Here is a 21,779-nt window from a genome sequence, read left to right as displayed (position 1 = left end):
GCAGAAGTCCGTCACATGGGAAGCCGAGCAGTGCCCGCTTGTGTCGTCACTCGTCAGTCACGATCGTGGTCATGGCGATGTCATGCGGCTGCGGATAGATCGTGGCAATCCGGGCCTCGGAGTAGCCAACCCCGATGACGAGAGGTCGCTTCGTCATCGCCGCAAGGGTGCGGTCGAAGAAGCCACCACCATAACCGAGCCTGTAGTTCCCACTATCGAAGCCCACCACCGGGGCCACAACGATGTCGGGCTGCACAGCCGGTCCGCGCGAGGGGACGAGGATGTTCCAGACGCCGCGTTCCAGCGGATCGCCCGGCGTCCAGATGCGGAACTCGAGTGGTGCGCCCTTCTGTACGACGACCGGGAGCGCAATCCGGCCGCTGCGCTCGATCACCCTGATCGACCAGTCGCGCAGGTCGGGCTCGCCTCGGAACGGCCAGTACGTGGAAACAATGCGACCGGCCACCTTGCCAATCGCGCGGTCGAGCCCGGAGGCGATCTTCTGGGACCGTTCCATGCGCGTCTCGGCATCCATGGCAAGCCTATCATTGACCAGACGCTTGCGCTCCGCCTTTCTCCAGCGGGCCACATCTGCCCATTCATCGGTCCGCTCCGGCGCCGCCCGGTATTCGGGTGCAAGCTCGTGCATGAAGCAGGGCGGGGAAGCGTATTCCCCGGTCGCCGCAGGCGCTTTGTCATCCTTGGTCATCGCGACGATCTCGCTCGCTGCGCTCGGGCTGTGGGCTCGTCCTTTGGGTTCGAATGGTGGGACGCTTGAATCAGGAAAGCAAATGGAATTAAATGCCCGATAGATGCAATAATATTGCACTATAGGAGACTAGCAATGGACATCGATCGCGCCCGTACCTTCCTGGAGATCGTCCATTGCGGTTCGTTCCTCGGCGCAGCCGACCGACTGCACGTCACGCAGACCACAGTGAGCGCACGCATTCGCACGTTGGAGGAGGGACTAGGCCGGCGTCTGTTCGTGCGCAACCGCAACGGTGCGCAGCTTACGCCGGCGGGTCGCGAGTTCGAGCGATTCGCCCAATCCTTCGTCCAGATATGGGAGCGCGCCCGCCAACAGCTTGCGATCCCCTCCGGTCGAACCAGCGTGATCGCGCTGGGCGGTGAACTCAGCCTGTGGAACCCGCTCCTGCTCGACTGGCTGGTATGGATGCGCAAGGCCAAGCCCGAAATCGCCATCCATGCCCATGTCGGTGTGCCCGACCAACTCATCGAGCAGTTGAGAACCGGCGTGCTCGACATCGCCGTCCTCTACGCGCCGAAGCTTCTGCCCGGGTTCAGGGTGGAGCTTCTCCAGGAAGAGCAACTGATACTGGTCCGAACCCCGGACCGGGAAGTGAAGGACGACGCCGCGCCGGACTATGTCTATGTCAATTGGGGACCGCTTTTCGCGGCCCAGCATGGCACCGGCTCGCCCGCGTTCCGCGAGCCGGGGTTGATGGTAGGGCTTGGCCCGCTCGGCCTGAGTTACATCCTCAGAGCAGGCGGTATGGGCTATTTCCGGAGGGGGGTGGTGAAGCCTCACATCGAGGCGGGCGAGTTGGAGATCGTGGAAGGTGCGCCCGAGTTCACCTACCCCGCCTATGCCGTCTATCCCGAGACCGGAGAGGGACGCGCGGACATGCAGGACGCGTTGCAGGGGCTGAAGCAGGTGGTCACCTGATCGCCGCCGTTTCGCGCTCCCGCCGGGATTTGCCGTCGTGCGTTCGTGACCGGGTATTGACCAGCGCTGCAAAGCTGCCCGCGGTCGATCAGATTCTGCGGACCGAAGCCACACTGAGTATCTGCTTTAAGACAATTATTTTGCGTTGAAATAGGGATTAAATTCATTCGACTTTTTCTAAGACTGACAAGACAATCGGGTAGTTCCAAAGACCGGTCCGATTGTTGGAGGCATCAATGTTGCGGGCGAAGGACATCATGACATCTCCAATAATTTCCGTAGGCCCGGACGCCCGGGTCGCGGACGTCGCGGAACTCCTCTTGACCCACGGCATCAGCGCCGTGCCCGTGATCGAGAAGGGCACACTGAGGGGCATCGTCAGCGAGGGAGATCTCCTGCATCGCGAGGAGATTGACACCCTGCCGCCCAATCGCTCCTGGTGGCTCGGTCTGTTCAGGGACAACGGCGCGCTGGCCAGAGGTTATGCAAAAACCCATTCCGTCCATGTTGCAGACGTGATGACACGCGATGTCGTGACGGTGGACGAAGAGACCCCGGTGCGTGAGATTGCCGACATCCTCGAGCGCAGGCACATCAAGAGAGTGCCGGTGCTGCGCGACGGCCGGCTGACAGGAATAGTGAGCCGCGCGAACCTCATTCGGGCCTTGGCGGTAGCTTTTCAAGGTACGTTGCTGCCGGTTTCGCGCGAAGAGTCCGACATCAGGACGGATGTGCTGACCGCTCTTCGAAAGGAAAGCTGGACAGTTACCACGGGTCTTGACGCCAGCGTGGCGGACGGGGTGGTAACCCTGTGGGGTACATGTCAGTCCGAAGACGAGCGCCGCGCGTCGCAGGTGCTCGTAGAAAATATTCCAGGCGTAAGCGCTGTCGACGACCGTAGGGTGTTAATCGATCTCGCCTATAACGTTGCATACGGCGCGATCTGAATTTATCGGAAGCCGACCCTCCAGCATCGTTCATTCTATCAACTAATGATGAGCAAGGTTTACTGGTTGGACGACGAGGTGTGCGCGGCGATCGAGCCGCAGCTTCCGAGGAACCACCCGGGGAGCGCACGGTTGGCCCAGAACGATCTTGAACCGCTTCAACCGGTGGTCTCACAGGCGGCTGCGGAGCCGCGAATTGAAGCTCTCGTTGTGAGGGGGCGTGCTTCCTCTGTCGGGGTCGATCGGCTCCAGCCAAGCGAAGGCACACCGCTCCGCCCATGGAAACGCATGGCCCGCCCCAGGTAGCCGCCTTCGCTGGCAAGGCCGATCGGCAGGCCTGTGGTCTTCATATTCAGCCGCGCCTTCGCGATCGTCATCTCGCGAATGGTGCCGGCGCTCAGAACCGCGCCGGTGAAGGTTCCGAGCGCGTCGATGTCGATATCAGGGGCGGTGGGGATGATCAGCCCGAGACGGTCGTGCAAGACCGGGCGATCGCTGCTTCCTTGCCATGCATGGTGGCGAGCACGGCGTGCCGTCCGGCATAGGTGCACACGGGTGAACGGTGGCTGCTGAAAGACGACTGGTGATTGGAGCCGCGTTTTCATGGGCTTGTCTGAAAACTCGAGGTTTTTTCCTCTGCTTCTTTCCACGTCAGATCACCAGCGTAACGCCAGGCCATTCGACCATCTTCATCGAGCGCAAAGAGGTGCAGCCAGCGATTGTCGAACAGTGCCCGGACCTCCGGGTGACGCTCGAGGATGTCGGCGATCGCCTCGCGCGGCGCCTCGATCACGACAGAGAGCCGCAGCGGCTCATGTACCAGCCGCTCCCCGTCATGAACGGTTTGCCAGGGCAGCCCGGCGCGTAAGATACCGCCATTGCCTTCGACCACGCCAACGCCGCCGGTGACATTATGCAGTAGCTTGTTGCCGGCACCGAAGAGTTCGGGCGCGACGGTCGAGCCGTAATATTGCAGGCTGATCCAGCTCGCCACGATGACCGGCGCGGTGAGGATCAGTTCCAGCACGCCGAAGCCCCCGTCCCGCCGCCAGTCATAGTCGTGCAGGAAGGCGCTGCCGGCCAGATCGCGGCCCAAGGTGCGCCACCGTGGTGCGGCGACGAAGGCCTTGCAGCCGGCGAGCGCCCATTCGGGCCGCAGTTCGGCCCAGTCGCGGGCGCGACGGGCGATGTCAGCTTGCGACTCGGCGCGGGGCAGGCGCCTCGCCCGTTCCGTGCGGACAAGCCCGCCCGCGGCCTGGAGCCAGCCTCTGGCCCTTGCCAAGTCTATGGCGTGGTCCGCCGACGGATGATCGGCGCTGTAGATCATGACGTCGTCGGTCGTCGTGTCGTGGTGGGCGGCGAGGAACAGCGTGTCATCGGGAACCACGATGCCGCGCCCGATGAGGCCGGCGCGGACGTCAGGCCCATTGAGCAGCGAGGCGAGCAGCCGGGCGTTGGCCTCGCCCGAATAGCCCCCGCAGGCTCCGCAATGCAGCGTGGTGGCATGCGGATTGTTGACGACGTTGGCGCCGTGACCGGCGATCAGAACCAGCCGTGCGAAGCCCTCGGTGAGCGACATGGCCATGAGCACGTTCTCCGCCATCGCGATCCGCTGCTCAAGTCCGATTTCCTCGGTCGGCCGCGGCGCCGGATCGTTCGGGGCGGCGGTGCGGGTGAGCCCTAGCGCATCGCGCAGGAGCTTGCCGACATAGACCGGCCCCGCCGCCTCGACGAACGCGAAAGATGAGATGGCAGCGAGCCTGAAGCGGCCCCAGGCACGTTTCGCGCGCGACGCAATCCTTGCCGCCCGATCGGCGCGCCCGGTCTGAGGCGTCGGCTCTCCAGAGCACGTGAAGAGAGCGGGCTGGAGCAGCACGGGCAGGCGTGCTTCCACCACGTCCGAGCCGAAACGGCGGTGAGCTATCCCCATGCCGAAGAAGCCGGCGAAACCCAAGGTGCTGATGCCGGGATCGAGGGTTTCCAGCGCCCGGCGAAAGACCTCAGAGCGCACGTCGATGCAGAAGGCTATTTGCATCGCGGGTCGCGACGAAGCCGGCGCGGCAGGCCGCGCTTCGGCTAAAAGGGCCCGCAGCCGCCGCTGGGCCGCGCGCTCAGTAGCCTCCTGGAGGATCGCGTCGACATGATCCTCCCCGCTTGCAGCAATCGGTTCGGCATGGGCAATCACGGTCTCGCGCCATCGCGATCCGATCTCCTGTTGGTACTGGCGCAGCAGTGCTGCGTCCCACACGAGGCGAATGGTGAGGAGATCGGTCACCGTTCCGTCCGTTTCACCTGTCAGTTCGGCCTGCCAGAGGCGGTAGCGCGCGAGCTGCCCCCAGCCGCCGAGCCCTGTCAGCAAGCGGTGGAAGCAGCTTTCCAGAGCCGCCTCGGAAAGACCGAGCAATTGGACGGCGTCGATGAAGGCAGCTTCGGCGGTTTCGGGTGTGTCCGCGACGGTTCTGGCGAAGTTGGCAAGGCCGAGAATTTCCGGGGTCAGGTCGTGCATGGCGACGGTGCGCCAAGACGAATAGGCGCCGCGTCCTTCCGCTGCGGCCCAGAGCGCCTGGCCCTGATCGAAATAGCCTGCCGCCCAGTGGCTGATCCGCTCATCGACCACGGCCTGCCAGTCGATGCCGCTCGCCTCACCCGCCAACTGGGCGACCGTGGGCAGCGCTCGCGCCGGGGGCGCCTCGACGCGCACGGCCTGCTTCAGCGCGGCAACGGTCTGCGGGCGCTGCGATGCAGGCGCTGCCTCGAGCGCTTCCGCAAGGTCCTCGTCGGTAAGTTCGCCACCAAGGTGGCGCTCCAGATACCAGCGGCGCGGCATGGTAAGCGGGATACCTGCCACCCGCCGAAGACGCGCCGCGGTTACGGCCAGCGGTTCGCCCGTCTGGCCGAGGAACGGATTGACCGCGACGCTTGAGGCCAGCGGCCAGAGCGGGGGGATGGCGCGCGTCGCGCCGTGCGCCGCCGCGATGATTGCTTCGCGGCCGGGAAGTGGGGTCTTGGGTGCAGTCATCAGCATGGTACTTCACCTGATCTTTGAGCGTCACGAAGGCCTGCGGACGGCCCACCCGCCCAGCATGCGATCGAGCATCGCGTTGACATAAAGCCCGTTGGCAAGATGGACCCGCAGGCCCGCAGCCGCCGGATGGCCCGCCCAGAGCGGGAACAGCGCTTGCGCGACTGCTACCAGGCCGAAGGTCACGACAGCGAGCGCCATCAAGGTCCATTCGAGCCGGCCCGGTGCGGGCGTCGCGGGCAGCAGGCCCGCTGTCAGCCACTCGGCTGCCGTCTGGAGGGCGAAGTAGCCGAGGGCGGCTGCAGTCGCATAAAGCGCCGTCCTCGTCGTCAGGGCGCGGGGTGCTGCGTCCGCCAGCCCCTGGGCCAGCAGATAGGCAACGCCGAAGATGAGGATGGCACCGAGCGCGAGCGCCTGCGGCGACTTGTGCTCGAACCCGAACCCGAGACCAATCGCGCCATAAATCGCCAGTGCAATGAGAAAGGCGCGGGCGACGGCGCTGCCATCGGGAATTGCGACCGGACCCGAGCGGCGGATGGAGGCGACCTGCTCTACGGCGCCGCCCGAGGCCAGGAAGGCGTGCGCCTTGTAAAGCGAATGGGCGACGATGTGGAGCAGCGCCAGCGGGAACAGCGCCAGCCCGCATTGCAAGATCATGAATCCCATCTGCGCGACGGTAGACCAGGCGAGCGAGGTCTTTACCGCCGGCTGTGTCAGCATGACGAGCGCGCCGAAGAGAGCCGTGAAGCCACCGATAATCGCCAGCACCGCCAGCACACCAGGCGCGAGCAGCATGACGTCGGCGAAGCGGATGAGGAGGAAGCCGCCCGCATTGATCACACCGGCATGGAGCAACGCCGAAACGGGCGTCGGCGCCTCCATCACCTCGGTCAGCCAGCCATGCGTCGGGAACTGCGCTGATTTGAGGAGCGCTGCGATCGCCAGCAATCCCGCTGCGGCCGACGCATGCCAGGGGAGGTCGCCCGATCTCGCCATGGCGTTGATCGAAGCAATGTCGGTGGTGCCGAGGGCCGTGCTCATCAGCAGCACCGACCCGGCCAGAAAAAGGGCGCCCAGAACCGCGAAGAGCTGCTTCTTGCGCGCGGCGCGCCGTGCCCCGCTGCGCTCAGGATAAAAAAGCAGCAGGCGGTGAATCGCAAAGCTCGTCGCAATCCACGCGCCGAGCAGCTGGGTGAGATTTCCGGTCTGGACTAGGAGCAGGACTGCGGCAAGCGCCGCGCAAAGCCAGCCGGTAAATGCGCCCTGCCTAGCCTCGCCGTCGAGATAGTTATGCGAATAGCGCAGGACGATCCAGCCGACGAAGGAGACCAGCAGCAGCATCGTCACGCTCACCGCGTCGAGCCGCGCGGAGAGGCCCATACCAGCCCAGCCGATCAGCGCGCTATCGCCCGGACCGTGCAGCAACAGGAGAAGCAGCGACCCGGCCGCGATGGCGAGGGCCAACATGGCGGACCCCTCTGCCATGGCCACTACGTTCGGCGGCCTTCGACCCTGGCGAGAAGACGCGAACAGAGCGGCGAGGAAAAGCAAAAGCGGTGCGGCGAGCGGAAGCATATTGATTGACAAGACAGTCTCCCGAGGAGCGGCAGTGACCTCCTGCTGCTAGCCGAGCCGCTGCCCGGAATAAAATGCATTGTTTGCTCAAATTCGTTCGCTAATATCGAACGTCATGGCAGCGCTTAATTATCACCACCTTCGATACTTCCGGGCCGTCGCGCATGACGGCAACCTCACGCGTACGGCCGAGCATTTAAACCTAACCCAGTCGGCCCTTTCAGTGCAGATTCGCAAACTGGAGGAGCAACTCGGCCACGCGCTCTTCGACCGGCGCGGGCGACAACTTCATCTGACCGAGGCCGGCCGCATCGCGCTTGACCACGCCGATGTGATCTTCGCGACCGGGGAGGAGCTGCTCGGCACGCTTCGCGAGACCGGTAGGGCGCGCCAGGCCCTACGGGTCGGGGCGCTCGCCACCTTGTCGCGCAACTTCCAGATGGAGTTTCTGCGGCCCGTTCTAGGCCGGACCGACATCGAGCTCGTCTTGCGCTCCGGCGGCGCCGCTGAATTGTTGCGCGCTCTGGAAACACTGAACCTCGACGTCGTCCTGATCAACCAGGCGCCCGCGCGAGATGTGCTCACGTCCTTCGTGGCCCGCAGGATCGCGGAACAGCCGGTCGGCATCGTCGGCACACCGGACCGGTTTCAAGGCAGATCTGGCCTCGTCGACCTCCTGCGCGACCATCCCGTCATAGTGCCGACGCTGGAGAGCAGCGTGCGCGCCGGCTTCGATGCTGTTGCCGATCGCCTAGCGGTGCGCCCGCAGATCGTCGCGGAAGTCGAGGACATGGCGATGATGCGGCTTCTGGCCCGCGAAGATGTTGGCCTTGCTGTCCTGCCGCCCATCGTCGTCAAGGATGAGCTGGCGGCCGGCCTCCTCGTCGAGGGCGATGAGCCGTTAGGGATCACGGAGACCTTCTTCGCTGTGACGATGGAACGTCGCTTTCCCAACCCGGCTTTACGAACGCTCCTGCACGGCTCGACGTAGAAGCGATTGGACGGGTACCCGACGCCCAGCGCCCGTGCCGCATCTTCGCGCGTTAGACCAGTTCATCAAAGCTCCACCCGACCTCATCAAGTGACTAATTTGCGCTCGCCGGCACGCACCCACTTTGCGGGAGAGGCGCCGGACTGTGGCGCTCGGGTTCCTGCGAGAGGCTTTCATATGTCTGCCCGAACGCGAAACCTTTCACCATTTCGGACGATCGGCCGAACCTTGCCTAAGCCGTAACCGGACATTCGCGCTCGTTTCGAGAGACGCCACTGCAGCGCCCTCGCGCATATGCAAGCACTTGCCTCTGGCCTCACTGCTGGATTTTTGATAGGGAAGCACTCCGATCCTCAACCGTATCCGAAAGAACCAGCACGGCTCCCACCGTTACAGGCTTTCATTCTCTGCGACCCAAGGTGGCGATGATGGCGAAGCCTTATATCTCGTTGCGTCCGGAAATAACCCGAACACACGCACTTACCCTGATGGACTGGATGGAAGATGAACGCGTCACCCGCTACTTGAGTGACGCAAGTAGCGTGTCGCGGTTCATCGCCCAAGCCGTCGATCGAGCGCAGCTGCCTATTTTGACGCATTTATTCAATCAGGGCGGCCGCTTCTTCATGGCCTACGATCGAAACGATATTCCGGTCGGATTCGTACGGCTAGTCAAGAGTGGCACTGAGTGTGAGATCGTTCTGGTCGTCGGAGACCATGACAACTGGGGACGCGGGCTTGGCTGGAGCGCCATCCGGGAGGGTTTGAAGCTAGCCTTTCTTGACATGCGGGCTGAATGCGTCATCGCCAAAATTCATCCCAACAACACGCGCTCGGTGAAGGGCTTTGAGAGCTGCGGCTTTCTCCCGAAACTGCGAACGCCAACGCTCACTCATTTGGCCATGACCGCTGACCGGTATCTCCAATTGCTGCGCGAAGGCGCTATGACCGATTCTTCCCGGATCTGCGTCACCGAGATCGACAGGGCTAGGCTACTGAGGCTGATTGAGGTCGAGGAAGAGGCCCAACAAGTGGATCTCAAACACGAGATCGAGCGAGCGATTGTCGTTGAGCCTCAGCATGTAGCGCGCGATGTCGTGACGATGAACTCGAGGGTCGTGCTGAACCTGGACGACACGCAACAGGAAGTAACTCTTGTTTATCCGCACGACGCCGACGACCCCTCTCGAAAGCTATCGATCCTCTCCGAGGTCGGCACCGCGATTCTGGGGTATCAGGAAGGCGATTCCATCGACTGGTTGGTGGCAGAACGCACCAGACGCATTTGCGTCGAGAAGGTGGTCTACCAGCCGGAAGCGTTTGGGGACCTTGAGCTCTAGTCGTACGATGACTTTCGAGATCGAGTCGGCGTAGCACACGACCTGGTAAAACGGATCGCAGTTTCAGTGGCGGGCGAGTAATGGATGTCGCCGATGATCGAACGTCAGCAGGCTGAGTGCTGACTGAGATCTGGCATGGAGACGTAACCCACAATGCGCCGATTGACACGCGTAGTGATGTTCGGCTTTCGAACGATGGCGCCGGTGGTAAGTTTTCGCCCCTTTGGCAGGCCGCTCGGGGTCGATTGACTTCCATCGGCATATGGCCGACAGATACCCGATGCGCATCAATCCTCGCATAGTCCTCAACGCAAAGGGCTTCAGCCAACCCGGCTGAATGCCTGGTGCTACTAACTGCGTAAGCAAGAGCGGCACCAGGTTAAGCCCAATTCCCAGTTTTGACATGCCGCCATCGCTGAGCGAGCGCCCTGTGCGCTCGCGATGCTGCGTCATGGGTTCAGAGGACAACCGCTATGAATTTCAGCTACAGCTACACATTCCCCATCGCCGGACCAAACAAGATCCCTCGCTTCAAAAAGTGGGCCGCAGAGCATGCACCCGAAATCGAGGTAAGCTTGCCGCCTCAGGTTCCGGTCAAGAGCAACGCCATGACTATCCGGGTGAAATCTCCGGAAGATCGGAACGTGCTGGTCGATCGGATGAAAAAGATCGAGTTCTGAGCCATGATCGTCGCTCAACCCTGCCTATCTTGCGGGTGCACCGCGGCAGAGGGGCCGCAGTGCTGGAGTTGCCGACAGCCGCTCACCAGCGCAAGTTCTGTTCCAGAACATCTGTTTGCCCCACCTACTGCGTGGCGGAGAGAGGTTGCGGCCGAAAAGCAGTTGCGATCATAACATTCGCGCGCCAGCCCGCTGACCTGTCGGTGAGCTGGCCGGCAAACGAGATCGGCAGCGGCAGGGAGCGCGGCAAGGACTGCGCTTTCCACCCGAACGGGAAGGCCAAATAAATTGAAATCTCAGGCCGACTTAGCCTGAAGTGCGCAGCTTGAAGACCTCGACGGCGCGGCCGAGCGAATTTTGCTGCACGAGGCCGACGACGCACCACTACGGAATGGGAACGATCGTAAGCGGGTCCACCTTGCCAAGACACGGAGTGAATGATGAGCGAGCATACCGACAGGAAGTTCGATTGGGTGGCGGCGCTGGCGTTCGGCTCGGGCGTAGCCGTGATGATTCCGAGCATGATCGCTCTGGCAGTCTCGGTGATGGCTGTGCTCGTTCTGCTGTTTTGAAACCTCAGCAACTCGGACAGCTTCGTCAGTCTGCGGCGGACTCGACGACCTGGTAATTGCAAGCTGTGCGGCCTGCGCTATTGTGCGGCTTGGAAATCTCTCGAGTTCTCGCGGACCCGCATCCGGTTCATGAACCACGCGGGCAGCCTTATCGCATGCATCTAGCCCTGGCGCGGCCGCAAGGCCGTCGACCGGGGGCCGGAAATCCAACCAAGCCAAGAATTCGGTTCTGATTTCCGGGTCCGCCACCGCTGGCCCGGTGGAGATGCATGATGATCGACAGACGTCCCAGCCGCTTGTACGCGGCTTTTAATCTCGCCGTCCGCGGGAGGCGGACATGAGGGTTCTCATCGTAGGCAGCGGAGTCATCGGCGTGACCTCCGCGTGGTATCTGGCGCGCGCCGGACACGAAGTCACCGTCCTCGACCGCCAGCCGGGTCCAGCGCTGGAAACCAGCTACGCCAATGCCGGAGAGGTGTCCCCCGGCTATTCCTCACCGTGGGCGGGTCCCGGAGTGCCCCTGAAAGCGATCAAGTGGCTCCTGATGAAGCACGGCCCTCTCGCCATCCGTCCCCGGTTCGATCCGGCAATGTGGTCGTGGGTGTTGCAGATGCTCGCCAACTGCACGTCGCGGCGCTACGCCGTGAACAAGGCTCGCATGGTGCCGATCGCGGAGTACAGCCGTGACTGCCTTCGCGAGCTGAGGGCTACGACCGGCATCGAATACGACGAGCGGTCGCAGGGCACCCTGCAACTGTTCCGCACGCAGAAGCAACTCGACGGAATCGTCGATGACGTCGAGGTCCTCAAGCAGTTCGGGGTTGATTTCACGGTCCTTGCCCCATCCGGCTGTGTCGCCGCGGAACCGGCGCTCGCGCGGGTGACGGAGAAGTTCGTTGGCGGCCTGCGGCTTCCTGGCGACGAAACCGGAGACTGTCGCATCTTCACCGAGAAGTTGGCGGCTCTCGCCTCTGCCGCGGTCGACTTTCGTTTTGATGTCCCGGTTGAAGGAATCGTTCAAGAAAACGGTAGAGTTTCAGGAGTCCTGACGTCAGACGGGTTGCTTCCAGCGGACGCAGTTGTCGTCGCCGCGGGAAGCCACTCACCCCGACTGCTCGCTCCTGTGGGCATCCATGTTCCTGTATATCCGGTCAAGGGCTACTCGCTGACCTTCCGCGTTATCGACGAGGCGGCCGCCCCCGTGTCGACGGTAATGGACGAGACCTACAAGATCGCCATCACGCGCCTGGGCAACCGCATCCGCGTCGGTGGTACTGCAGAGATATCGGGTTTTGACCTGTCGCTACCGCACTCGCGCCGCGCACCGCTCGAGCATTCCGTCACCGACCTGTTTCAAGGGGCAGGCAACGCCGCGGACGCATCCTTCTGGTGCGGGCTGAGGCCGATGACCCCGGACGGCCCGCCGATTGTCGGCGCTACGTCGGTGCCCGGCCTCTACGTCAACACCGGGCACGGCACTCTCGGCTGGACTATGGCATGCGGCTCGGGACGCATCCTTGCAGACCTCATCTCGAGCAAGGTTCCCGAAATCGATGTCTCCGACCTCGGGCCAGAGCGGTACCGCTCATGAGCGCGCAGACAATGCGGGCTGGCGCCTTCCTTACGATCAATCTCGAGGCAATCGTTTCCAACTGGCGGCTGCTGTCGAAACTGGCGAAGCCAGCTGAATGTGCCGCCGTGGTGAAGGCGGACGCCTATGGACTCGGAGCGCCGGAGGTCGCGGCAGCGCTACAAGAGGCCGGGTGCAAGACCTTCTTCGTCGCGCATCTCGACGAAGGCCTCGTTCTCAGGAAGGCGATCGGTTTCCGCTCCCGCGTCTTCGTCCTCAACGGCACGCCTCCGGGGGCCGAGGCGGAGTTCCTGCGATCGGTCCTGATCCCGGTCGTCAACACGGCAGGAGAGCTTGCTGCCTGGCGAAGTCACGCCTGCGAGGCAGGACGCAGCATGCCAGTCGCGCTCCATCTCGACACGGGCATGGCGCGCCTCGGACTGTCTTCGGGCGACGTCGCCATGCTGGCAGGCGATCCCTCCCTCCTGGAGGGGCTTTCAGTAGAGCTGATCATGAGCCATCTTGCCTGCGCCGACGAGCCCGCGCATCGCGCCAACCAACAGCAGCGGCGCGAGTTCGCCAAGCTCCGCTCGGTGTTTGCGAAGAAGGCTCGGTCCTCCCTCGCGAACTCTTCGGGCATTTTCCTTGGTCAGGGATTCCACGGTGACCTTGTGAGACCGGGTGCCGCACTCTACGGGATCAACCCGGTTCCCGGGGCGCCAAATCCAATGCGTCAAGTCGTGAGGCTGTCAGCGCGCGTCCTGCAGCTGCGTGACGTGCCCACCGGCACTCGCGTGGGTTACGGCCATACGTTCTGCGCCGACAGGCGTATGCGGCTCGCGACGCTTTCCATTGGCTACGCCGACGGCTGGCCGAGAACCGCAACGACCTCGGTATTCTTCGGAGGAACGCGTTTGCCGTTCGCAGGACGCGTCTCGATGGACAGCATCGTGGTCGATGCGACCGACTGCGCCGATCTCCCGGGCGAAGGCAGCTTCGTTGACCTCCTTTGTCCTGAACAGACGGTCGATGACGTCGCAAGCGATGCAGGCACCATCGGCTACGAAATCCTCACCCGGCTTGGGCAGCGCTTCAGCCGCGAGTACCAGACCCACTCCATGTTGCGGAGAAGCCCGACCCGGTCAAACAGTACCTAGGCGTCGTTATCCCGGTATCGCTCGTTTCTGCGTTAGCGCGGGCCTGTTTCTGGTGCCAGGCTCCGTCACGGCGAGGCCGAGAGCGCGACGCTTCATCGACCGTGCCGCCAGCCACACGTTGACCGAGACCTTGCTGGCGTAAGACTCCGCAAAGCTTTGTGTCGTGCCGCCCTCTGGTCCTTGATGCATCCGCGGGGACCGTTCGGCGAACCTGTCGGGCGCGGGCCGGAAGCGCCCGTCGGCCACCGTGCCGATCCATTCGCATGAATGGTCCGCAGGCTCGCGGAGTCGGGCCAGCAGTTCCAGATATTCCTCCTGGAGTGCTGGAGTATCATCGCGCCTGCAGGCGGCCGAGAGCCTCTGCAACTCGCATGCGAGCGCGTAGGGGTCGCGGCGCGGCTTCCTCCAGTAGACGCGTCGGCCATCGGCCACGTCGAGATACTCGTCAGTCGCCGCCATCGGAATGGCTTCCGAGGCATGCGCCGCAAACAGCATGAACGGATCGGATTCTTGCAAGTCGCAACCCGCCTCGACGGCGGAGGCTCCATCACGCGGGTGGAAATCCACGATCCTTAGTCGGCGACTGCGAGCCCGGCGGCGGTAAGGAGCGCATGGGCCACGGCAAGCCTGATGCTTGTCTGTGGGCTGTGCCGGCGCTCGAGGGAAGCGGGCACGATCGACAGGGAACGGCAGGCCCACGCTGAGACGATCTCGCGTATCAGCGTCACGTCGCACTCCAGCGCGTCCGCGACGTTCTGCTCGGACATCTTTCCGTTTCGCCAGCGGGCCTGCTGGCTCGTTTCGAGGGCTGGGGTCATCTCCGGCGCTCCCAATATGTCGCCCCGACAGGCTGGCTGGAACCTGGCAGCGAGGAAGTGGGCGGACTCCATCCAGCTTCGTTCTGCCCTCGGAAGCATCCAAGGACTTCATCCGCCGTCGCCGCGCTTCGAATCTTCTTCATCGCGCCCGCGCATGCCAGTCGGTGGCAGGAGCGAGCCAGTGCGGGCGTGAACTCTCCGGCGCGTTCGCCCGGCCAGATGGTGGCGAGCACAATGTCGACGGGTTGCTCATCCGATGCCAAGTACCAAACCGGACGGTCGAGGACCGCCAGGGCTGCCGCAGGCTCCGACAGGCTTTTCATCAGCGCGTGCGGAACTGCGATGCCATGACCGATACCGGTCGAGCCGAGCTTCTCGCGGTAGAGAAGCGCGGCCAGGATGGAATCCGCAGGCAGGCCGCAGCGGGCAGACAATGTGTGAGCGAGAAGGCGCAGCAGTGAACGTTTGGCCTGTGCTGGCGCGTTCAAGACAATGTCCCGCCGATGCAAGAGGTCGAAAATAGCCATGATGGACTCCGGCCTTGGCCCAGATGCCGAGGCAATCGCCCGGCATTGCGGGCGGGAAAGTCGATGGGGATTGCTTGGAGCCTGGCGGACCCGGACGCTGAGCCAGGGATCAGATCGCGTCCGGGTCAGCGTCCCGCTTTGAGCGGGCGCGCCCCCTTGGGGAGCATGAAAGCAGGCAAGGTCAACATGTGCCGACCCTAGCTGTTCCAATCGGCGAAGCAAGCCCTGGGCTGCCACCGTGCGCCGCATGACGAGTGCGACCGAAAGCCGCTCCGCCCAGTTGGACGGCGGACCCTGAAAGAAGGGAAGCAAGAACAGCCGCAAGTCCCGGTTCGGCGACGGATTGGCTGGCTTCGTCAAGGTCCATCCATCTTCGCAGTACCTTCCTTTCCGAAGGCCAGTTCGTCAGCGTGCCCCAGACATGAAGTCCGAACACGGTAACCTCGCAGCACTCCGTGCGACCGCATGCAAGCTCGCGGATCATGCCGTAGCGGCCGACGGGTTCCGGTCCGAGCCTTCCGGCGACGCCCGCGTCATGAAATGCCGCGCCTTCGGCGGACCGAAGTCCGGTTCTCTCCGCCGAATGCATGCTTTGCGGGATCGCCCATCCACTGTCCTTTTGCGCGCAAAGAAGGAGGACCTCCATGGTCCCTTCAGCGCTCATGCGCCACGGGAGAGCCGCGTAGGCTCTCGCGTGCAGGTCGGAGACGGCCGTCTGTTCCAAGGTTCTCGTCATGGCCGCACCAACCGCGCCGCCGAAGGCGCTGGCGATCCGATACATGAATAGACATTGTTTCCGGACGGCTGGACCATCGGCGACAGGCACCAAGGGCACCTGGCCGCGGACCGCGGAAGCGGGCGGTTGCAGGGCAGGCACATCAGCCGGACACGGGTGTTTCTCATGACAAGCTCCATCGATGCGGCCCTTGGGGCCGCATGGGGTAGACCGCAATGTTCTCGAGGTTTCCCGGAGCAGGCTTAGGTGCGGAGTCCAAGGTCTGCGGGCCTGCACCGGGACGGCACACGTCCGTTTCCGGCAAGCCTCGACACCTTGATGAAAGTCTCCATGCACATACCCAATACATAGGCATTCACATTCCACTTTCCGAGGCGACCTTATGTCGCCCGGGCATCTGATGTAGCTGGCAAAGAAGGTTTGACTTCCCAGGTTCCCTGGCCATGATGCTGTCGTGATCAAGCTATTCCACATTCCGCTTCCTCCTCGGAAGCAGCCCAAAAACGGCCGCTAGCCCTGGCTCGTGCCGCCTTGGGCGCAGCGGGCCAGGGATCCTTCCACGAGAGTCTTCAATTGCGCCGCGGGCTGCGATGCAGCCGCGCGTGGCGCGCCTTAGGAAAGGAAGCCGTCATGGCAAAGCGCAAGGGCAACAAGGAAGCCCGCAAGCCCAAGCAGAACAAGGAAAAGAAGGTAGAGACAGGGTCCGTCTCTGAGCTGATGGCCAGGACGTCGATGCCTGGCAAGCAGCGCTAGCGCTGAGCCTGCACGCGAACCTGCGTTCGCGTGCAGGCATCCAGGCGGACTGTCAGAGCGTAGCAAATGCGAGAAGCAACAGGCCCAGCACACCGGATGCGATGATCATCTTCGTGGTGGTGTCCAATTCGAAACCTCGAAACTGAGTGAATAACAGTGTCCGTGAGGCGCTGTCACTTCTTGCTGAACGGGCCTTTCAACCGCGCGCGGGATGTCGTTGCGCGTAAGACCTATGTCCCAGAGGTCCCTGTCATCCATAGCCTGGAGCTCGTCCATCGCTCTTTGCCGCTGCCAGCGACGCAGGCCGCGGAGCAGCAGCCTTCCCAACGCGGATCGAGGTCTGCGATTGTCGTGTTCGAACATGGTTTTCTCCAATTGGTTGGGCGCGCGCCGCATAAAGGCCATGCGCGACGTGATGCGATTCGGCCGCGCGCATCCGCGGGCGCTCGAGAGAGGCACAAGACGGCGCGCGACATACTAGCTGGTGAAGTCCCCCGGGAGAGCAGGCCGATCGCGTGGTCTTCCGGGGGTCAGTGCCGGATCAGCAATGTTCCTGTCTTCGGAATCGGCGCGCGGCTCATGCAAATGCCCGCCAAAAGACGGCGCTCATTGTCATGCCTAGAACGATGACAATGAGTTTGACCGCCACCGCAGGCAGCGCTCGAGCGACAGGCGCGCCCACGTATCCGCCCACCGTGGCTGCTGCCATCAGGACGGCTGCCTGCGGCCAGGCGACGAGGCCGGCCGCTGCAAAGGTCGCGACGGAAATGGCCGAGAGCACGAAGGACAGTGCGGCCTTCAAGCCGTTCATCGCGTTGATGTCGCGCATCCCCCAGAGCGAGAACAGAGCCAGAGGGTCGATCCCATGACCGCCGTTGAAATAGCTCCCCATGGATGGAGACAAGGAACGTCCCGAATGATCCTTCCGCATTGCGGGAACCGCGACGGCTGGCCCAGGCTTGAATGCGAGGGCCGAAGGCGAACGCAAACGTGGCCAACGCCAGCAGGAAAGGGATGACAAGCGAGAAAACCTCGCTGGACACCATGAGCAACAGCGATCCGACAAGTCCCCCGATCGTCGTGAAGGCAACGATCTTGAGGAGCCACATCCTTTCGAAACCAGCGATCTCCTTGCTGAAGCCAAACGCCCCGCCGAGATAGCCAGGAAACACGGCGACGGCGCTGGTCGCGTTCGCGGACACCGGAGGCATGCCCGTGTAGACGAGAGCTGGGAAAGTCAGGAAAGTGCCGGCCCCTGCCACCCTGTTCAGCATTCTGGCGAAGAAGGCTGCCGCGGCGAGGATGAGGTATTCAGTCATGCGTTCTCCTGTGCCGCAGCGCGCGCTCAGGCGGCCGAAGGGCCGGGATCGTCGAAACCGCCAGCGCCCACCGGCGCAAGACGGGGCTGATCGTGGAGCGCGCCTCGGATCACCCGCAGCGACGGCTTCCCCGAAGGTGCCGCGCTCATCCGCTCCATGGCTTCCTTGTCGCGTCTTGCAGCCTCCGGCTGGTAGAGCACTTCGTGGAGCACGATACGCTCTTCAGCACCGTCAACGTCGGCCAAGACGAACTCTGAGCCTTCGCAGAGGCCGAGCAGCGCCAGTCCACGAGGCCTGGCGATCGGCAGGAACATGCCGATTGGGGTCGTCACTTTGTCGTACGAGATTACGCGTGTGTCGGGATCGCGTCCGTTGACGCTGAATGTCACCCTGCTGCTGAGCGTGGCGACATTGACGGGGATGTCTTCGCGAAACATCACGGTCGCCGTTTCGATCTTCCGCTTCAGTATGGGCGCAAGCGGATCGTCCTGGCCGAGGCAGCGGTCACGCATCACCTCCAGGATCGTGAAGTCCTTTGTCGTGAGGAAACAGGTTTCTTTTGTCATCGCAGTTCTCCATCGCTCCGCACCGAGCGCTTACGTTATGGCGCACTGGAGATCCCCTGGCCGCGGCGTGCGGCGCAGGGGCTACGATCCTGCAATAAGGCAGCCCCCGAAAAGCGAGAGGCGGCACGCCGGCCTGATTTCAGTCATAACGCGGCCGGCAGATCCGCCGACGACGCTGCCGCCGTATTCCGGGATGCAGGTGCATCGACAGATTCCACTGTCAGCCGATGAGTGCGGCCGTCACGCGCGGTCCAGTCGATCGACTGTCCGGCGGTGAGACCGACCAGCGCCACGCCGATCGGCGTAAGGATCGAGATCTTGCCCTCGGCGATGTCGGCCTCGCCCGGGAATACAAGGGTGACGCTCCGGTCCTCGCCGAGGTCGCTGGTGAAGCGCAGGGTGGAGTCCATGCGCACGACGTCCGCAGCGACGCGGCTGTCGGCGATCACATTCGAGCGTTCGAGTTCGACAAGGAGTTCTTCCGCGACCGCAGGATTCCGTCCGACATAGGATTCCGCCAGCCGCCAGAGTCGCTCGCTGTCGGTGCGGGTTACGGTGATCGTAGGCTTTCGGTTCTTCTTCATTGCGTGAGCCATGGCTCGGCCCTCTCGTGGCTGTCTCCTGCGCGCCATAAGCGTCGCCGGGTGATGTCATGTCTGGAATTGTTGCCGCTTTAGATACCGATGACCGCGGTTGCGGAAATCAGCCTATGCCCCGCGGCCGGGGCGCGACGCGACCTGGCCGGGGGTTAGATGCCCGCGATGGGGCACACCCTGGAGAACGTAAGAAGGCGGCGCTCGGTCTTGTACATGGCCCAGACGTGGGCCTTTGCAGCAGGAAAGTCAAGCTTTGGAGGGGCGCGGCGGCAATAGCCGGAAAGCGCCAGCGACGGAACGCTTTAGCGCGGGCCGTATGCCTGTGGAATGCCTATGCTCATGCTTCGACGTATCGACTCGGAATTCAGTATCGTGTGGCAACAACTCCGCTCTTTCGGCGCCCTGCTACTGGGAACCTTCCTGATGATGGTCGGGACGGGGCTGGGCAATGTCCTGGTACCGCTGAGAGCGTCCGCCGAGGGATGGTCGTCGACCGCCATTGCGTGGATAGGAACGGCCTACGCGGTCGCCTTCACCGCAGGATGCATCCTCACGCCGCTTTTCGTCAGGCGCGTGGGTCATATCAGGGTGTTTGCCGTGCTACAGACCGTCCTTGCCGCTTCGCTCCTTCTGCTCGCGCTCGTTCCTCACCCGGTCGCCTGGGCTCTCTTCCGTGCCTTGGGCGGGGTGACGCTCGTTGGCGGGTACATGGTGATCGAGAGCTGGCTGAACGAACGCGTCGACAACGCCAACAGGGGAACGGTCTTTGCTGCATACATGATCGTGTCGATGACGGGCGTGGCGGTCGGACAGTTCATTCTGCCGCTTGGCAATATCATGACCGGTACTCTGTTCATGGTCGGGGCGCTCGCGTTTGGGGCGGCTCTGCTTCCGGTAGCCCTTTCGGTCGCGCCTTCGCCCCAGCCGCTGACCCAGGTTACGATCAATGCTCGCTCCTTGTTCAGGAAGTCGCCAGCCGCGGTCGTCGGATCGTTCCTCGCGGGCGTAATATTCGGGAACTGGAGCTATTTTGGGCCCCTGTACGGTCAGGCGGCGGGCCTGACCGAGATCGGCATTGCCACCATGCTCACCGCCGCCATGATCGGAGGCGTTGTCTTCCAGTTTCCGTTCGGCTGGCTTTCGGACCGGGTCGACAGGCGCTACGTCATGGCGCTTGCTGGCGCGCTGGGCGCCGTGATCTCCACCTGCATGGTGATGATTGCCCCGACCGACCCTGCAGCGATCATAGTCGGCGTGTTCGCGCTCGGCTCGGTTCTCTTTACGATCTACGCCTTGAACGTCGCCCACGCCAACGACCAGGCCAACGCGGACGAATTCCTGCAAGTGTCGGGCGGGCTGCTGATCGTCTATGGCATCGGCAACGTAGTAGGACCTCAGCTTGGGGGCCGACTGATGGACTCGCTGGGGCTCGACGGGTTCTTCGTCGCGATGGGCAGCGTTTATGCGGTCTATGGTCTTTATGCACTCTGGAGATCGATGCGCTCGCGGGCGCTGGCTCCTTCAGAGCGTGATGACTTTCGCGTCATGCCGCCGTTGCCTGCGCCGACCCCAGAGTCGCTTGCTCTCGACGTGAGAACGACGGACGCCACGCCGAATCCTGTGCTTACAGACCCATATCATAGCGATGATACTGCGATCGATAAGGGGACTGAGGTAGGTTAGTCATCGTATGCGAAGTCGAGATGTGGCGCATAGAGCATTCGCTGATGTCCACGAACATGCTTGAGACGACGCCCGCTTTGACGACTTTTCCTTTATTCTGGATCGCTCATCGCGACGGCGTCACTTGCGTTGTGGGCCATGACGAAGATTGGGATGTCGCGGTCATCAATGGTGATGTGTCGTCATTCTGTTTCAGCTTCAGTTGTCGGCGGCACAGACAAAAGCTGGCTGTCGCCTCCCTTGAGCGCGACATCGAGGCGCTGGGCAAAAGGCGAACCCGACCGATTTCCGAACGAGGCCAATTGGTCACTACTGAGATGGGTAGCGAACACGCAGATCGGAATCGACAACTGCACCATCCGACAAATGCGCCGGTGTGAGCTTTCCGATATCCATGACATGATAGACGCTCACGCCATGTGCGATCAGGTGGTCGGAGATGATCCGCCGGTGGCAACGCCACCATACCGCCTCCGCGCACATGAGCGCACAACGATGTTCGCCACAAAGGTCGAGAAGCTTCATCAATGCAGTTTGAAATACGTCGGTGAGGGCATAATCGGCGTAATTTTGGAAGCTTTTGTTGCGCCAGAAGCCGTTATCGACAGGCGGAATCTCCGAGACTTTGGACCTTAGACCGCCAAGTGGCGGGCAGTGGATGTAGCCGATCCCGTCACATTGGAGCTGTGGTGCGAGACTCTCCGAATTGTAGGCCGGATTGGATCGTGATCTGGGAAACCGACGCACATCAACGACCAAATCCACGGCTTCTCCCAAAAGCATATGCTTAAAGGTCGTCAATGATCGGTTTGAGTGGCCGATGGTGAAGACCGGGCCCACCTCGATTGCCTCAACCAATTTTCGAAAGTGCCGATTCCTTGTGAGCGGCGATATGGTCCGTTTTTTCGCTCTTGATTTCGTATTGAGGCTCTTCCTGGGAAGCGCGCCGCATGTGCCCCTTGTAGTCGAAGTCACGCTCGTGAATCTTGATGATCTTTCCGGAGACCCGCCCGGCCTCCGAATTCCAGCTTACTGAATCTCCGATGTTGAACTTGGCCATTGCACTATCTCGCTCGATTGGCTTTGGCAAAATTAACGCAAGCTGGCGGGCAGTGTTCCATGCGCGCTATCATGGCCTGAGAACGGCGGTGGAAAACTAGACCACGGTAGCGGCGGGATTGTCCGGCTGCGGGCGGCGTAAAAGTCGTCCACTTTTTCCCTTTTCTGCGTGGCGCAG

At 62.7% G+C, this 21,779-nt stretch carries 23 protein-coding genes and 1 pseudogene; 10 read left to right on the top strand and 14 right to left on the bottom strand.

Annotation, left to right across the window (positions count from 1 at the left end; genetic code table 11):
• Positions 1-46 precede the first annotated feature (46 nt).
• The gene (locus tag V1479_RS23875) at positions 47-709 is read right to left on the bottom strand and encodes a 5-formyltetrahydrofolate cyclo-ligase (protein WP_244649400.1); all 663 of its coding nucleotides are present in this window, start codon (positions 707-709) and stop codon (positions 47-49) included.
• A gap of 135 nt (positions 710-844) precedes the next feature.
• On the opposite strand from V1479_RS23875, the gene V1479_RS23870 reads away from it, so the two are divergent.
• Entirely contained in the window at positions 845-1,690 is an 846-nt protein-coding gene (locus V1479_RS23870) for a LysR family transcriptional regulator (protein WP_368805063.1), read from the top strand.
• 236 nt (positions 1,691-1,926) lie between these two features.
• On the top strand, positions 1,927-2,637 hold the full coding sequence (locus V1479_RS23865; RefSeq protein WP_368805062.1) for a CBS domain-containing protein: 711 nt from the start codon (positions 1,927-1,929) through the stop codon (positions 2,635-2,637).
• Positions 2,638-2,795: 158 nt separating this feature from the next.
• Here V1479_RS23865 and V1479_RS23860 read toward each other — a convergent pair whose 3' ends face one another.
• The 3 genes from V1479_RS23860 to V1479_RS23850 all read right to left on the bottom strand — a co-directional run bounded on the left by V1479_RS23860 (position 2,796) and on the right by V1479_RS23850 (position 7,234).
• Positions 2,796-3,119, bottom strand: a complete 324-nt coding sequence (locus V1479_RS23860) for a hypothetical protein (protein WP_368805061.1) — start codon at positions 3,117-3,119, stop codon at positions 2,796-2,798.
• Between the two features lie 119 nt (positions 3,120-3,238).
• Positions 3,239-5,662, bottom strand: a complete 2,424-nt coding sequence (locus tag V1479_RS23855) for a YbcC family protein (protein WP_368805060.1) — start codon at positions 5,660-5,662, stop codon at positions 3,239-3,241.
• Positions 5,663-5,686: 24 nt separating this feature from the next.
• On the bottom strand, positions 5,687-7,234 hold the full coding sequence (locus V1479_RS23850) for a proton-conducting transporter transmembrane domain-containing protein (protein WP_438620872.1): 1,548 nt from the start codon (positions 7,232-7,234) through the stop codon (positions 5,687-5,689).
• Positions 7,235-7,349: 115 nt separating this feature from the next.
• Here V1479_RS23850 and V1479_RS23845 point away from each other — a divergent pair, with 115 nt between their 5' ends.
• From V1479_RS23845 to alr, 6 genes are all read left to right on the top strand, one after another.
• Complete coding sequence (locus V1479_RS23845; protein ID WP_368805058.1) at positions 7,350-8,225, top strand: LysR family transcriptional regulator; 876 nt, start codon at positions 7,350-7,352, stop codon at positions 8,223-8,225.
• Between the two features lie 428 nt (positions 8,226-8,653).
• Positions 8,654-9,565 carry a bifunctional GNAT family N-acetyltransferase/nucleoside diphosphate kinase regulator gene (locus V1479_RS23840; RefSeq protein WP_368805057.1) on the top strand — a complete coding sequence of 304 codons (912 nt, stop codon included), beginning with the start codon at positions 8,654-8,656 and terminating at the stop codon, positions 9,563-9,565.
• A 473-nt stretch (positions 9,566-10,038) separates the two neighbouring features.
• Positions 10,039-10,245 (top strand): hypothetical protein, encoded by a 207-nt coding sequence (locus tag V1479_RS23835; RefSeq protein WP_368805056.1) that lies wholly within the window; start codon positions 10,039-10,041, stop codon positions 10,243-10,245.
• Between the two features lie 440 nt (positions 10,246-10,685).
• The gene (locus V1479_RS23830; protein ID WP_368805055.1) at positions 10,686-10,817 is read left to right on the top strand and encodes a hypothetical protein; all 132 of its coding nucleotides are present in this window, start codon (positions 10,686-10,688) and stop codon (positions 10,815-10,817) included.
• Positions 10,818-11,154: 337 nt separating this feature from the next.
• Positions 11,155-12,408 carry a D-amino acid dehydrogenase gene (locus V1479_RS23825; protein WP_368805054.1) on the top strand — a complete coding sequence of 418 codons (1,254 nt, stop codon included), beginning with the start codon at positions 11,155-11,157 and terminating at the stop codon, positions 12,406-12,408.
• Entirely contained in the window at positions 12,405-13,544 is a 1,140-nt protein-coding gene (gene alr, locus V1479_RS23820; protein ID WP_368805053.1) for an alanine racemase, read from the top strand. The genes V1479_RS23825 and alr overlap by 4 nt, the downstream gene beginning before the upstream one ends.
• A 6-nt stretch (positions 13,545-13,550) precedes the next feature.
• Here alr and V1479_RS23815 read toward each other — a convergent pair whose 3' ends face one another.
• The 3 genes from V1479_RS23815 to V1479_RS23805 are packed head-to-tail and all read right to left on the bottom strand — an operon-like array spanning position 13,551 to position 14,889.
• Positions 13,551-14,060 (bottom strand): hypothetical protein, encoded by a 510-nt coding sequence (locus V1479_RS23815; RefSeq protein ID WP_368805052.1) that lies wholly within the window; start codon positions 14,058-14,060, stop codon positions 13,551-13,553.
• A gap of 56 nt (positions 14,061-14,116) precedes the next feature.
• Complete coding sequence (locus V1479_RS23810; RefSeq protein WP_368805051.1) at positions 14,117-14,362, bottom strand: hypothetical protein; 246 nt, start codon at positions 14,360-14,362, stop codon at positions 14,117-14,119.
• Positions 14,359-14,889 carry a PTS sugar transporter subunit IIA gene (locus tag V1479_RS23805; RefSeq protein ID WP_368805050.1) on the bottom strand — a complete coding sequence of 177 codons (531 nt, stop codon included), beginning with the start codon at positions 14,887-14,889 and terminating at the stop codon, positions 14,359-14,361. The genes V1479_RS23810 and V1479_RS23805 overlap by 4 nt, the downstream gene beginning before the upstream one ends.
• 1,366 nt (positions 14,890-16,255) lie before the next feature.
• On the opposite strand from V1479_RS23805, the gene V1479_RS23800 reads away from it, so the two are divergent.
• Positions 16,256-16,378, top strand: a complete 123-nt coding sequence (locus V1479_RS23800; RefSeq protein ID WP_368805049.1) for a hypothetical protein — start codon at positions 16,256-16,258, stop codon at positions 16,376-16,378.
• A gap of 105 nt (positions 16,379-16,483) precedes the next feature.
• On the opposite strand, the gene V1479_RS23795 is transcribed toward V1479_RS23800, so the two are convergent.
• The 5 genes and pseudogenes from V1479_RS23795 to rnk all read right to left on the bottom strand — a co-directional run bounded on the left by V1479_RS23795 (position 16,484) and on the right by rnk (position 18,859).
• On the bottom strand, positions 16,484-16,741 hold the full coding sequence (locus tag V1479_RS23795) for a DUF1127 domain-containing protein (RefSeq protein ID WP_368805048.1): 258 nt from the start codon (positions 16,739-16,741) through the stop codon (positions 16,484-16,486).
• 214 nt (positions 16,742-16,955) lie between these two features.
• Positions 16,956-17,207: a TSUP family transporter gene (locus tag V1479_RS23790; RefSeq protein ID WP_368805090.1), complete on the bottom strand. Its 252-nt coding sequence runs from the start codon at positions 17,205-17,207 to the stop codon at positions 16,956-16,958.
• A 163-nt stretch (positions 17,208-17,370) separates the two neighbouring features.
• A pseudogene (locus tag V1479_RS23785) lies at positions 17,371-17,652 on the bottom strand (TSUP family transporter); the annotation flags it as partial.
• Between the two features lie 71 nt (positions 17,653-17,723).
• On the bottom strand, positions 17,724-18,263 hold the full coding sequence (locus tag V1479_RS23780) for a GreA/GreB family elongation factor (RefSeq protein ID WP_368805047.1): 540 nt from the start codon (positions 18,261-18,263) through the stop codon (positions 17,724-17,726).
• Between the two features lie 143 nt (positions 18,264-18,406).
• The gene (gene rnk / locus V1479_RS23775; protein ID WP_368805046.1) at positions 18,407-18,859 is read right to left on the bottom strand and encodes a nucleoside diphosphate kinase regulator; all 453 of its coding nucleotides are present in this window, start codon (positions 18,857-18,859) and stop codon (positions 18,407-18,409) included.
• A 339-nt stretch (positions 18,860-19,198) separates the two neighbouring features.
• Here rnk and V1479_RS23770 point away from each other — a divergent pair, with 339 nt between their 5' ends.
• Positions 19,199-20,542: an MFS transporter gene (locus V1479_RS23770; RefSeq protein WP_438620871.1), complete on the top strand. Its 1,344-nt coding sequence runs from the start codon at positions 19,199-19,201 to the stop codon at positions 20,540-20,542.
• Between the two features lie 309 nt (positions 20,543-20,851).
• On the opposite strand, the gene V1479_RS23765 is transcribed toward V1479_RS23770, so the two are convergent.
• Both V1479_RS23765 and V1479_RS23760 read right to left on the bottom strand, forming a co-directional pair.
• Positions 20,852-21,325, bottom strand: a complete 474-nt coding sequence (locus V1479_RS23765) for a DUF488 domain-containing protein (RefSeq protein WP_368805089.1) — start codon at positions 21,323-21,325, stop codon at positions 20,852-20,854.
• A 67-nt stretch (positions 21,326-21,392) separates the two neighbouring features.
• Positions 21,393-21,602: a hypervirulence associated TUDOR domain-containing protein gene (locus V1479_RS23760; RefSeq protein WP_368805044.1), complete on the bottom strand. Its 210-nt coding sequence runs from the start codon at positions 21,600-21,602 to the stop codon at positions 21,393-21,395.
• Between the last annotated feature and the right edge of the window lie 177 nt (positions 21,603-21,779).

The sequence above is a fragment of the Neoaquamicrobium sediminum genome (assembly GCF_040970315.1).
GTDB lineage: Bacteria > Pseudomonadota > Alphaproteobacteria > Rhizobiales > Rhizobiaceae > Aerobium > Aerobium sediminum.
The sequence above is the reverse complement of the archived record's forward strand: the minus strand, read 5'-3'. Positions and strand labels throughout refer to the sequence as shown.